At 38.6% G+C, this 13,677-nt stretch carries 10 protein-coding genes; 8 read left to right on the top strand and 2 right to left on the bottom strand.

The window, feature by feature from the left end; translation table 11 throughout:
- The first annotated feature begins 184 nt into the window (after positions 1–184).
- Both pheS and pheT read left to right on the top strand, forming a co-directional pair.
- On the top strand, positions 185–1,255 hold the full coding sequence (pheS, locus tag EL101_RS09165; RefSeq protein WP_019166363.1) for a phenylalanine--tRNA ligase subunit alpha: 1,071 nt from the start codon (positions 185–187) through the stop codon (positions 1,253–1,255).
- Positions 1,242–3,647 (top strand): phenylalanine--tRNA ligase subunit beta, encoded by a 2,406-nt coding sequence (pheT, locus tag EL101_RS09160; RefSeq protein WP_096596140.1) that lies wholly within the window; start codon positions 1,242–1,244, stop codon positions 3,645–3,647. Before pheS ends, pheT begins: the two co-directional genes overlap by 14 nt.
- Positions 3,648–3,737: 90 nt before the next feature.
- Here pheT and merB read toward each other — a convergent pair whose 3' ends face one another.
- A complete protein-coding gene (gene merB / locus EL101_RS09155; RefSeq protein ID WP_164715582.1) occupies positions 3,738–4,334 on the bottom strand; it encodes an organomercurial lyase in 597 nt (198 codons plus the stop codon).
- Positions 4,335–5,075: 741 nt separating this feature from the next.
- A complete protein-coding gene (gene rnhC, locus EL101_RS09150; protein ID WP_096596141.1) occupies positions 5,076–6,014 on the bottom strand; it encodes a ribonuclease HIII in 939 nt (312 codons plus the stop codon).
- A gap of 143 nt (positions 6,015–6,157) precedes the next feature.
- Between rnhC and zapA the strand changes: the two genes are divergently transcribed.
- The 6 genes from zapA (at position 6,158) to uvrC (ending at position 13,539) form a co-directional block, all read left to right on the top strand.
- Complete coding sequence (gene zapA, locus EL101_RS09145; protein ID WP_019166359.1) at positions 6,158–6,424, top strand: cell division protein ZapA; 267 nt, start codon at positions 6,158–6,160, stop codon at positions 6,422–6,424.
- Position 6,425: 1 nt separating this feature from the next.
- A complete protein-coding gene (locus EL101_RS09140; protein WP_096596142.1) occupies positions 6,426–6,947 on the top strand; it encodes a CvpA family protein in 522 nt (173 codons plus the stop codon).
- A 72-nt stretch (positions 6,948–7,019) separates the two neighbouring features.
- Complete coding sequence (gene polX, locus EL101_RS09135; protein WP_096543120.1) at positions 7,020–8,729, top strand: DNA polymerase/3'-5' exonuclease PolX; 1,710 nt, start codon at positions 7,020–7,022, stop codon at positions 8,727–8,729.
- A 15-nt stretch (positions 8,730–8,744) separates the two neighbouring features.
- The gene (locus tag EL101_RS09130) at positions 8,745–11,093 is read left to right on the top strand and encodes an endonuclease MutS2 (RefSeq protein WP_096596143.1); all 2,349 of its coding nucleotides are present in this window, start codon (positions 8,745–8,747) and stop codon (positions 11,091–11,093) included.
- Between the two features lie 78 nt (positions 11,094–11,171).
- A complete protein-coding gene (gene trxA / locus EL101_RS09125; RefSeq protein WP_019166355.1) occupies positions 11,172–11,486 on the top strand; it encodes a thioredoxin in 315 nt (104 codons plus the stop codon).
- A gap of 265 nt (positions 11,487–11,751) precedes the next feature.
- Entirely contained in the window at positions 11,752–13,539 is a 1,788-nt protein-coding gene (gene uvrC / locus EL101_RS09120; protein ID WP_096596144.1) for an excinuclease ABC subunit UvrC, read from the top strand.
- Positions 13,540–13,677: the final 138 nt, after the last annotated feature.

The raw sequence follows: 13,677 nt of genomic DNA, 5'->3' as shown, positions 1-13,677 counted from the left end.
GTCTTGGATACATAAAACTGGGTGGTACCACGGAAGAGATTTCGTCCCAATTGTGCGGGCGGAGTCTTTTTTATTTGTGTGCGCTGTGATTGAGGACAAAAGACACATCCGACAGTTGACACGATGAAGTGCGATAAAGAGGTTTCAGTATGAATGGCGTTAAAGAATTAAAGGAGGAATGACAATGGTGCAAAATGAAGCAATGATTCAAATTAAAAATGAAGCAATGACTGATATTGAACAAGCACAAGATGAAAAAGCGTTACAAGATGTAAAGGTCAAATACTTAGGTAAAAAAGGTCAAGTGACAGGTCTCATGAAACAAATGAAAGACTTGCCGAAAGAAGATAGACCTGCATATGGTCAAAGTGTCAATGAAGTGCGTCAAGCAATTGAAGGGGCGATTGCTGAACGTCAAACGCTACTTGCTGAAGCACAATTAAATCAACAATTGGCAGAAGAGTCGATCGATGTGACATTACCAGGGCGTACAGTCGCTACAGGGGCACAACATCCATTAACACGTACAGTTGAAGAAATTGAAGACTTATTTTTAGGTTTAGGTTATGAAATTGTGACAGGATTTGAAGTCGAACAAGATTACTACAACTTCGAAGCACTCAACTTACCGAAATCACATCCAGCGCGTGATATGCAGGACAGCTTTTACATTACTGAAGAAGTATTGTTACGTACGCATACGTCACCAGTACAAGCGCGTACGATGGAGCAACGTAACGGTCAAGGGCCAGTGAAAATCATTTGTCCGGGTAAAGTCTATCGCCGTGACTCTGACGACGCGACACATAGCCATCAATTTACACAAATCGAAGGACTCGTGGTCGACGAAAATATTAAAATGAGTGATTTAAAAGGAACGCTTGAATTATTAGCGAAATCATTGTTTGGTGCAGATCGTGAAATTCGTTTACGTCCAAGTTATTTCCCATTTACTGAGCCGTCTGTGGAAGTTGACGTGTCATGTTTTAAATGTAAAGGGAAAGGCTGTAACGTGTGTAAACATACAGGATGGATCGAAATTTTAGGCGCAGGTATGGTGCATCCGAACGTACTTGAAATGGCTGGCTTTGATTCGAAAAAATATTCAGGTTTTGCGTTTGGAATGGGACCTGACCGTATCGCGATGTTGAAATATGGTATTGAAGATATCCGTCATTTCTACACGAACGATATCCGTTTCTTAAATCAATTTAAAGCAGTAGAAGATAGAGGTGAACAACATGTTAATATCTAAAGAATGGTTAGAAACATATGTTGAATTAGATGTTTCAATCGAGGCGTTGGCGGAACGTATTACGCGTACAGGAATTGAAGTTGATGATATTCAAGACTTTACAAAAGAGATTAAAAATTTAGTGGTCGGTTATGTTGAAGAAATTGCACCACATCCAGATGCAGATAAACTTAACATTTGCCAAGTGAATATCGGTGAAGCGGCACCTGTACAAATTGTTTGTGGTGCGCCGAATGTAGGTGCAGGTCAAACAGTCATCGTCGCAAAAGTAGGCGGTCGTTTACCAGGCGGTATTAAAATTAAACGTGCCAAATTACGTGGTCAAGTGTCTGAAGGGATGATTTGTTCACTTCAAGAAATCGGTCTGCCAAGCAATGTTGTACCGAAAAAGTTTGAAGATGGCATTTATCAATTTGCGACTGCCATTGAACCAGGTACAGATGCATTAAAAGCGCTATATTTAGATGATCAAATGATGGAATTTGATTTAACACCGAACCGTGCTGATGCATTAAGTATGATCGGCACAGCGTACGAAGCAGCCGCATTGTACGATAAACAAGTTCGTAAACCAGAATCAACAGTGACAGCACAGGCGAAAGCAGCGCATGAAACATTGACGGTCAAAGTTGAAGATACGACACAAGTCCCTTACTACAGTGCACGCGTCGTTGAAGATGTCCAAATCGCACCGTCACCTGAATGGATGCAAGCACGTCTAATGAAAGCGGGTATTCGTCCAATTAATAACGTCGTCGATATTTCAAACTATGTCATGTTAGAATACGGTCAACCGTTGCACATGTTTGATAAAGATCACATCGGTTCAAACGATATTGTCGTTCGACTCGCTCATGAAAATGAAAAAATGACTACGTTAGATGATCAGGAACGCGAATTATTATCAAGCGATATCGTCATTACCAATGGTCAACAACCGATTGCACTTGGTGGTGTGATGGGTGGCGATTTCTCTGAAGTTACACCAGAAACTAAAAATGTTGTTGTTGAAGGCGCGATTTTCAACCCAGTTGCGATTCGTCATACATCACGTCGTTTAAACTTGCGTAGCGAATCATCAAGCCGTTTCGAAAAAGGCATTGCGACAGAATTTTTAAATGAAGCTGTGGACCGCGCATGTTACTTACTTGAAACATTGGCTCAAGGTCGAGTGTTAGACGGACGTGTGACAGATGGTGATTTAGGTGCATTAGTGACAGATATTACAATTACAGCGGATAAAGTGAATCGTACAGTCGGTTTCGATTTGACGGAAGCAGATATCGTACGTGTATTTGAACAACTCGGCTTTAACACAGAAATTACGAATAACGACATTCATGTAAAAGTCCCATCACGTCGTCGCGATATTACAATTGAAGCGGATTTAATTGAAGAAATTGCCCGTATTTACGGTTATGATAACATTCCATCGACGTTACCAGTATTTGAAGATGTAACAAGTGGTGCACTGACTGACCGTCAACGTAAAACACGTGTCGTGAAACGTACGTTAGAAGGTGCGGGTTTATCACAAGCAATTACGTATTCATTAGTGGATCGTGAACGTGCAACGGCATTTACTACTGCCAAGCACGATACTGTGGAACTGTTAATGCCGATGAGTGAGGCCCATTCAACGTTACGTCAAAGTTTAATTCCACATTTGATTGACGCAACACAATATAACGTTGCGCGTAAAAATCAAGATATTGCACTGTATGAGTTAGGGAATGTCTTTTTCGGTCAAGAAGGTGAAGCGTTACCTGAACAAGTGGAATATTTAAGTGGGATCATGACAGGAGAATATGTATCTAATCCATGGCAAGGTAAAAAAGAAGTGGTTGATTTTTATCTTGTGAAAGGCATTGTTGAACGTATTGCTGACCAACTCGCATTACGTTTTGAATATGAAACAGCGCAAATCGATGGTCTTCACCCAGGTCGTACTGCAGCAGTGACATTAAATGGTGAAGCAATTGGTTTTATAGGTGAATTACATCCAACTGTGGCGAAAACATATGATTTAGGTCGTACGTACGTTTTTGAACTCAATTACGAAAAAATCATGCAACAATCAGTCGGTTATATTAACTATCAACCGATTCCGAAATTCCCAGGCGTGACACGTGACATTGCACTTGTTGTAGCGTCAGAAGTCCGTGCCGCAAGCCTTATTCAAACAATTCATCAAAATGGTGGTGCAATATTAAAAGATGCCCATGTCTTTGATGTTTATGAAGGTGAGCATATGGAAGCAGGCAAAAAATCAGTAGCCATCCGTTTAGCTTACTTAGATGAAAATAATACATTAACAGAAGAACAAGTGACAAAAGTTCATGAAGCGATTCTTGCAGCGTTAGAAGCACAAGGCGCAACATTACGTGGATAAATAATGTGAATAGGAACACCAAGTAACGAGTGAAGTTGCTTGGTGTTTTTTGAGTTGTTGTGTTTTGGAAGAAATATGGACAGCATTATTTTAGGTTGATTGACAACAGGGGCCACATTCCACTGGCTGATATCGAAATAATGCCTTTGCTGTTTCATTCGCTTCATCTAAATTTAATATTTGATAAGGTCCCTTATATTGAACTTGTTTAAGATATTCTAGGGCATTTTGCTCGCTTGTAAAAAAGTGAATATAAGGACAACAGTCAACATTGCAGTTTTCTTTTTTTAGCACATCTTTGTATAAAACAAAAATGTCGTGTTCATTTCGATTGATGATATGTCCGTCTTTCATTTCAAGGTGGATGGGTGTGTGCATCAACTCGTCTTCACTCTCAATCGTGATATTCGAATGAATCGTATAATGCACACCTATCGCATCAATCGCACACATTGCAAATACTGGCGACGTATTTTGATTTGTGTATACTTTTTTATTCGTTGTTTTAAGTGAAATCGGATAAATAGAAATCAATTCACCATTTTCAGCAACCACAACATTTTTGTCGATGAGTGTTTGATATTCAGGCTTTACTTTAAGAGGTGTTTCTGGGTTGTCGCAAATATAGTGAATCATCTCAAGTCTTAAGTCATTCTCTGCTTCAGTTAAACCATGTGTAAAATTCAATTTAATCCCTCAAATCGTAATTATTTCGATTTATTATACATGGAAAGACACTTTGAAGTAAAATGTAAACGTCCAAACGAGCAAAGAAAGTATAAATGTTGATACGCAAAAGCAGAAATGAATAACATTGAAAAATCGTCTATCAAAACGTAAGAGTGAATGAATGACCATAGTATTCGAAAGCAAACCAGATGCACAGTGAATGAAAGAGGTAAGTCTTAAAGTCATCAACATGTTGAAAAAACAGAAAAAACACATGAATCATCAATATTAAGAAGTTGGGATTCAATGACAAAAGGCGTTGTTCGAGAAAGTAGTCACCGAAAAAAGCAAATACACAGTGAATCAAAGTGAAAAAGCTTGAAGTCCACCACATGTCGATCAAACAGAAAAACTCCGAAAGTTGCAAGAACAGTGCAAGACTCCTGAGGGATAAAATAAATATCTAAATATGATTTCTACTCTTTAATAGTAGTTCCTGTTTATCGCAGTAGCTGTCTGACTTCTCAATGCGCTCGCTTTTGAGAAGTTTAGTCAGCCTTGCGGGGGCAGTACGACGAAATCTTTGTTACACATGAGATTTCTGTACCGCTCCCAAAATCCAATTCGGCTTCAAACAAATGCCTATTTCAATCAAGCCGAATTGAGTTGAAGGATCAGCCCTAGGAAAGCGCCGCACAGTTCTGCAGCCAAAGGATTGCTCGTCATTGTTACTTGAAATGTTACTAAAACAAAAACCAGTCAACGCTTTGAATTCACCAGTGCCAACGCTTTATTTCGATTACTAAAATGGCTTTTACTCATCCCATCAAGCACCTCAAGCCCATACTTCTCAATCACCTTTGCCGCAGTCACATCCACCTTATGACTTGCCCCTTTTAAAATCTCTATACGATAACACTTCGACAACTGATCCATATGTTTCACAAATGCATACCGTGAAATGATACTCGCCGCCGCAATTGCCAAAGATTTTGACTCACCCTTCGTCTCAAATTGCGTTTTCTGACGTTCCGGAATCGCACCTAACGCATAATGTTCATAAATCTCTTGTTTCGCAAACTGGTCAATGACAATATAATCTACTTCAGTTGCATCCACTTTTTTTAACACATTTTTAATACATTCATTATGTAAAACAGCCTTCATTTTAACTTGTGACCAGCCTAATTGTTTGCGCTCATTATATTTCGGGTTATCCAATACGAGCAAAGAATGAGGTAAAAATGTAACGAGTTGCTCAGCCAAGGCAACAATTTTTTTATCAGTTAAACGTTTGGAATCATCTACACCTAATTCTTTCAATATAGGAACATGCTGTGCAGAAACGTAACACGCACATACAGTTAATGGTCCGAAATAATCACCGCTACCTGCTTCATCACTGCCGATACAACTATGTGCATTGTAACGAATTCGATGTGTCGACGTTGCTTGCTTCTTTTTCGATATCGATTTCACAAGGGACTTGCTTTCAGAGTGGCCAATCAATTTGTGCCAGAGCGTTTCTGCATTTTTACCTTGAAACATGACTTTTTGTGAATTGTAAATACTGATCGTGACCCCTTCATATTTCGCCCGTGCACGCATGCCAGTCGGAAGGTTTTGTGTGTCAACTTGAAGTCGTTGTATGAGTTGCTCAATTTCATTCGAATCGAGCTTTTTAACAATATGGGACATTTGATCACTCCAATTCTTTTTTTACTTTAGAATCGTAACATATATTCAATAAGACGGGAACAATGAATGATACACAAATAAGCCTAACTCGTGTATAATGTACCATGATCAATCAAAAAGATAATAAGGCTAGGTGAGTGAAGATGGGTGAGTTTAAAAACCGAATCAATGTAACGATTAATGATCAAAACTATACGATTTTAGGGGAAGACGATCCTGAACGCATTCGTTATGTCGCTGACTTAGTAGATGGTAAAATTCGAGAGTTGGGACGTAGAAACGCAGGACTGGATTCTGTGCGCAAAGCTGTACTAACTGCGGTCAATGTGATGCATGAACTCGTATTATTAGAAGAAGAAAATGCACTGCTACGAGAAGAAATTCAACGTTTAAAACATAGAGGACACTAATGTGTATCTACTATTTATTATAATCGTCTTGCTGTTTTTTGCAATGACAGGATTTCATAGAGGTTGGAAAGTCAGTGTGTTACATTTGGGGAGTACATATTTTTCTTTATGGGTTGCAGCTCAATTTTATCAACCACTCAGTCATTATTTTAGGTTGTTTATTCCTTATCCACGAACTGTCGCATTTGATACCCAATTTGCTATGAACATCGCGCAACCAGAGATGCGGTTCAATTATGTTATCGTATTCCTATTGCTCGTGTTGATTGTAAAAACGATGCTGTATTTTGCGATTGGCAGCTTTAATGGTGTGTTTGCATTGCAACGCCTCGGATGGTCCAGTAGAATAATAGGCGCATGTCTTGCTTGTTGTTCAGGTATCATTTTCATCCATTTTACTTGTTATGTCACAGCATTGTATCCGCATGAGATGATACAATATGCACTTGCACAATCACAAGTAGCTCAATGGTTTATTAACGGCATTCCATTTTTATCAGAATTTACATTGAATTTGAAATAAAACAGACGAACGAGGCTGAGACTGATATGTGTTGTCACATGGTTTCACCCTCTTTTTTAATGAGGTGATGAGATGACTAAGAAAGATGTTATTCGTTTATTAGAAGAAATCGCGACTTATATGGAGTTAAAGGGAGAAAATGCGTTCAAAGTCTCTGCATATCGTAAAGCTGTCCAAAGTTTAGAAGCAGATGAACGCACAATGGATCAAATTGATGATGTGACAGAATTGAAAAATATCGGTAAAGGTGTAGGCGAAGTCATCAACACATATTTAGAAACAGGCGAATCACCTACACTGAATGCTTTAAAAGAAGAAGTGCCGAGTGGTTTAATTCCATTATTGAAAATTAAAGGGCTCGGTAGTAAACGGATTGCACGACTTTATCAAGAACTTAATATTACGGATAAAGATTCATTTCAAAAAGCGGCTGAAAACCAAGAAATAAGTGCATTAGACGGTTTTGGTAAGAAAACTGAAGAAAAATATTTAGAAGCCGTTCGTGAGTTGGGTGCGAAAAAAGAAGCCTATCCGATTGACACGATGAAAGGATTAAATGCACTGATTACAAAGCATCTACAGTCGATAGAAGCGATTGAACGTTTTGAAGTGGCGGGCAGTTTTCGTCGTAAGAAAGAAATGAGTAAAGATTTAGACTATATTATTAGTACGAATGATCCGCTTGAAGTTCAACAACAATTGTTAGCGATTCCTGAAAAAGTGGAAGAGGTTGCTGTAGGGAAAACGAAAGTATCTCTGGAACTGGCCTTTGATGACGAAACGATTGGTGTAGACTTTCGCTTAATTGAACCTGCTGCTTTTTACCATACGTTGCAACATTTTACAGGTTCTAAAGACCATAACATTCGAATTCGTCAAATTGCGAAACAAACGAACGAAAAAGTCAGTGAATACGGCATCGAACAACCGGATGGCGCTTTGTTGCAATTCGATAGTGAAGCTGCGATTTATGAACATTTTGGTGTGAAATGGATGGCGCCAAGTATGCGTGAAGACGGTACAGAATTTGATAAAGATTTATCAGAAATTGTGACACTCGATGATATTAATGGTGATATTCATATGCATACGACTGCGAGTGATGGCGCGTTTTCATTAAGAGAAATGGTAGAAGCGAATATCGAAAAGGGCTATCAATTTATGTGTATTACGGACCACTCACAAAGTTTACGTGTGGCGAATGGTTTGTCTGTGGACCGTTTATTGAAACAAAATGAAGAGATTAAAAAGTTAAATGAAGAATACTCTGAAATCGACATTTATTCAGGTACAGAAATGGATATTTTGCCTGATGGTCGTCTAGATTACGATGATGAAGTGCTCGCTCAACTCGATTATGTCATTGCGGCGATTCATCAAAGTTTCAATCAATCGGAAGATGAGATTATGAAGCGATTAGAAGCCGCTTGTCGCAATCCATATGTGCGTCATATTGCACATCCGACTGGTCGTATTATTGGGCGTCGTGATGGTTATGCGCCGAATATGACAAAGTTAATTGAGCTCTGTCGCGAAACAGGGACCGTGCTTGAAATTAATGCGAACCCAAAACGTTTAGATTTAAGCGCGGAAGTGTTACGACAAAATCCAGGTTTGAAAGTAACGATTAATACAGATGCGCACCATGTGGACCATCTCAACTTTATGAATTACGGTATCGCTACAGCACAAAAAGGCTTCGTCAAAAAAGAAGACGTGGTGAATGCGATGTCTCGAGAAGCATTTAAACAATTTATTACGCAACCCAAATCTGTTGTATAGAAATTGAGGGATTGGATGAAACAAAAAACGTTAGAAATATTGGAGTTTAATAAAGTGAAGTCATTGATTGAGCAAGAGGTCATCAGTGATTTAGCGATTGAAAAAGTAAAACAATTAGCGCCATCGTCTGATTATGAGACGGTCGTCCATCAAATGAATGAAGTAGATGAAATTTCCCAAATCTATAATCAATATCGTTTGCCAAGTATGAGCGGTTTGTCACGCGTGCAACCATATATTAAGCGTTCGCAAATTGGTGGGACATTGAACGTACAAGAACTGAATGCGATTAAAACGTTAATTCAAGTTCAAAACCAGTTTAAAACATTTTATAACCAACTTGTTGAAGATGAAGAAACGGTCAATTATGAGATTTTAGATGGGCAGATGCAGCAGTTACCTGTCTTGACGCATTTATACCAATCGATTCATCAAAAGTGTGATACACAAGACTTATTCGATTCTGCAAGTATGGAGTTGCAGTCGATTCGCAGTCGGATTGCTAAAACGAATCAACGTGTCCGTGCGCAATTAGATCGTATGGTGAAGTCCACAAGTAATCAGAAAAAGTTATCCGATGCGATTGTGACAGTGAGAAATGAGCGTAATGTGATTCCTGTGCGTGCAGAATATCGCCAAGATTTTAACGGGATTGTGCATGATCAGTCAGCTTCAGGCCAAACACTCTATATCGAACCTTCTGCAGTCGTCGAGTTGAACAATCAAATCAGTCGTTTACGTAGTGAGGAAGCAACGGAAGTCCAACGCATACTTGCTGAGTTAACGGCCGAAGTAGCAGAAGAAGCAGAAGCGTGTCTGATTTCTGAACAAGTGATGGGACATTTAGATTTTCTAATTGGGAAAGCGCGTTATGCGGCTAAAATTAAAGGGACAAAGCCGACATTTTCAGAACAACGCCAAGTGTATTTGCCAAAAGCATTTCATCCATTACTAGACCGAGACACCGTTGTTGCGAATACGATTGAATTTGAGTCGTCTATTCAAACTGTTATTATTACCGGTCCGAATACAGGTGGTAAAACAGTGACATTAAAAACGTTAGGTTTAATTATTCTAATGGCACAGTCTGGTTTGTTAATTCCAACGTTGGATGGCAGTCAGTTAAGCGTGTTTGATAACGTCTTTTGTGATATTGGTGACGAACAGTCGATTGAACAATCATTGTCTACCTTTTCTTCTCATATGAAAACGATTGTAAATATTTTAGAAGAAGCCAATGACAAGAGCTTGATTTTATTTGATGAGCTCGGTGCTGGGACTGATCCAAGTGAAGGTGCGGCACTCGCGATGAGTATTTTAGATCACGTGCATGGTATGGGCGCGCTTGTTATGGCAACGACGCACTATCCTGAGTTGAAAGCGTACAGTTACAATCGCGAAGGTGTCATGAACGCAAGTGTGGAATTCGATGTGGATACGTTAAGCCCGACTTACAAGCTTTTAATGGGTGTGCCAGGACGTTCAAACGCATTTGATATTTCGAAACGTTTAGGCCTCGGTTTGAAAATCATTAACCATGCAAAATCTATGATCGGTCAAGATGAACAAGAAATTAATGAAATGATTGCGTCGCTTGAAAAAAATGCGAAACGTGTGGATGATCAGCGTATTGAACTTGATCGACTGGTGCGTGAAGCTTCACAAATTCATAACGACTTATCACGTGCATATGAACAGTATCAAAATATGGAATCTCGTTTAATTGAAGAAGCGAAAGATAAAGCAAATCAACGTGTCAAAGCAGCGATGGAGGAAGCGGATGATATTTTGAAATCATTACGTGACATGCGTGATCAAAAAGGTGTAGAAGTGAAGGAACACGAGCTCATTGATCAACGTAAACGCCTAGAAGATCAATATGAAGCAAAATCCATTAAACAAAACGTGCAAAAGCAAAAATGGGATGAAATTAAAGCTGGCGACGAAGTCAAAGTGCTTTCTTACGGTCAAAAAGGAGAAGTGCTTGAAGTCTTGAGTGATGAAGAAGCGGTCGTTCAAATGGGTATTATTAAAATGAAATTACCATTAAGTGACCTTGAGAAAAAAGAAAAGGCTAAAGAGCAACCGAAAAAAGTGGTCACACGTACGAATCGTTCTACTGTAAAAATGGAACTAGATTTAAGAGGCTATCGTTATGATGAAGCGATGGTGGCGCTCGATCAGTATCTCGATCAAGCCGTGCTCAGTAACTATGAAGATGTGTATATTATTCACGGTAAAGGGACGGGTGCATTACAAAAAGGCGTGCAACAACATTTGAAACGTCATAAAAGCGTGGCGGCGTTCAGAGGTGGCATGCCAAGTGAAGGTGGATTTGGCGTCACAGTCGCAACATTGAAATAATTGAGCAATGATAATGAAATCAGGTATACAATTTGTTATAATTTTAACATCACACGATATTTAAGGAGGAAACTTCCTATGGCAATAATAGAAGTGAAAGATTCCAATTTTGACGAACAAATTCAATCAGGTGTTAAGTTAGTAGACTTTTGGGCAACTTGGTGTGGCCCATGTAAAATGATTGCACCTGTATTAGAAGACTTAGCAAGTGACTATGAAGGTAAAGCTGATATTTTAAAATTAGATGTTGACCAAAACCAAGCAACAGCAGCAAAATTTGAAGTAATGAGTATTCCAACATTAATCGTATTTAAAGACGGTCAACCCGTAGACAAAGTTGTTGGATTCCAACCAAAAGAAAACTTAGCACAAGTATTAGATAAACACGTATAATCTCATATTCACTTTTATTAAAATAAATGAATTTTAAAAGTTAGAATATCAAATTACAGTTATTTTATTAAATGGAAAGCGCAGTCGGTGATAAGTGATTCCGCGTGCTTGTCAATATGAAGTGAATCAACGTAGCGGGAGTGAAACAGTCATTGAAGCATTGCGATGACGTTCGTTTCACTCCTTTTCGTTGTTTAAAACGGTGAGGATATTGTTTGAAGATGAGGCTGTTTTAGGTAGGAGATGTAAAGAAGGTGAATGATGCATGGAGGAGACCCAAAGTCGAATTAAACAAAAATTAGGCGTGTTACCAATGGAGCCGGGTTGTTATTTAATGAAAGATCGGCAAAACCAAGTGATTTATGTTGGGAAAGCGAAAAAGCTACGAAATCGTGTGCGGTCGTATTTTACAGGGGCACATGATACGAAGACGACGCGTTTAGTTCGAGAGATTGTTGATTTTGAATATATCGTGACCTCAAGTGAAACGGAATCATTGTTGCTTGAGCTGAATTTAATTAAAAAATATCAACCGCGCTATAATATTTTACTTAAAGATGACAAAAGTTATCCTTTTATAAAAATCACGAAAGAACGTCATCCGAAATTGATTGTGACGCGAACAGTACGTAAAGGAAGCGGAAAATATTTTGGTCCGTATCCGAATGCCTATTCTGCACACGAAACGAAAAAGTTGTTAGATCGGATTTATCCATTTCGAAAATGTGATAAAATGCCAGACCGTTTATGTTTGTATTATCATATTGGACAATGTTTAGGACCGTGTGTTTATCCTGTTCAGCAAAATGAATATGAACGCATGACGAAAGAAATCACTGAATTTTTGAATGGTGAAGATAAAACGATTTTAAAAAATTTAGAAGAGAAAATGATTAAAGCGAGTGAAAATCTCGAGTTTGAACAAGCGAAAGAATATCGCGATTTAATTCAACATGTGAATAATTTGACGAAAAAACAAAAAATTATGTCTGTCGATCAAACAGTAAGGGATGTTTTTGGCTATTATGTCGATAAAGGTTGGATGTGTATTCAAGTCTTTTTTATTCGACAAGGGAATTTGATTGAACGTGAAGCCACGATGTTTCCGTTACAACAAACACCTGAGGAAGAGTTTTATACGTTTATCGGTCAGTTTTATCAATTGAATCAACATTTTTTACCTAAAGAAGTGCACATTCCGAAACAATTAGATGTAGAAATGGTGCATTCTGTTGTGGATACGAACATCGTCACACCCCAACGTGGACAGAAAAAGCAATTAGTCGATATGGCCAATAAAAATGCACGTATTTCATTAGAGAATAAATTTGAACTGATTGCGCGTGATGAATCACGTACGGTAAAAGCCATTGAACAACTTGGAGATGCGATGGGAATACAAACACCGATTCGTATTGAAGCTTTCGATAACTCAAACATTCAAGGCGTGGATCCGGTCTCAGCAATGGTTAGCTTTGTCGATGGGAAACCGGATAAAAAAGGATATCGTAAATATAAGATTAAATCTGTTGAAGGACCAGATGATTATAAATCGATGCAAGAAGCTGTACGTCGCCGATACACACGTGTGTTGAACGAAGGGTTACCGTTGCCAGACTTAATTATTGTTGACGGCGGGAAAGGTCATATGTCGAGTGTGGCAGATGTCCTTGAAAATGAACTTGGATTAGACATTCCTATTGCAGGGCTTGCGAAAAATGATAAACACCAAACTTCAGAATTATTATATGGAAAAACCGCGCAAGTCGTTCCATTAAAGAAAAATAGTCAAGCGTTTTATTTATTACAACGGATTCAAGATGAAGTGCACCGATTCGCGATTACTTTCCATCGTCAAACACGACAAAAGACGGGATTGCGTTCGATTTTAGATCAAGTTGAAGGGATCGGTCCAAAAAGGAAGACAAAATTATTGCGTACATTTGGCTCAATTAAAAAAATGCGCGAGGCATCTGTAGAGACACTACAAGAAGCGGGATTGCCGAAAAAAACGGCTGAGGTCCTTTTTAAAACATTGCAAGAGGAAGGCTAGATAAATTTGGTATGAGAATCATTCTCATACCCAAATTTGTCACAATTAATGTTACAATAATAGAGAGTTGATTTCTTTTTTTTACATGATATGCAAACGTTTTCTCGACAGCCAACTACAAAAAGAAATCAAAAAAAT

Source organism: Staphylococcus delphini (assembly GCF_900636325.1).
In the GTDB taxonomy this organism is placed as follows: Bacteria; Bacillota; Bacilli; order Staphylococcales; family Staphylococcaceae; genus Staphylococcus; species Staphylococcus delphini.
Note: the sequence above shows the minus strand (reverse complement) of the source record. Positions and strands in the feature narration are given on the sequence as shown.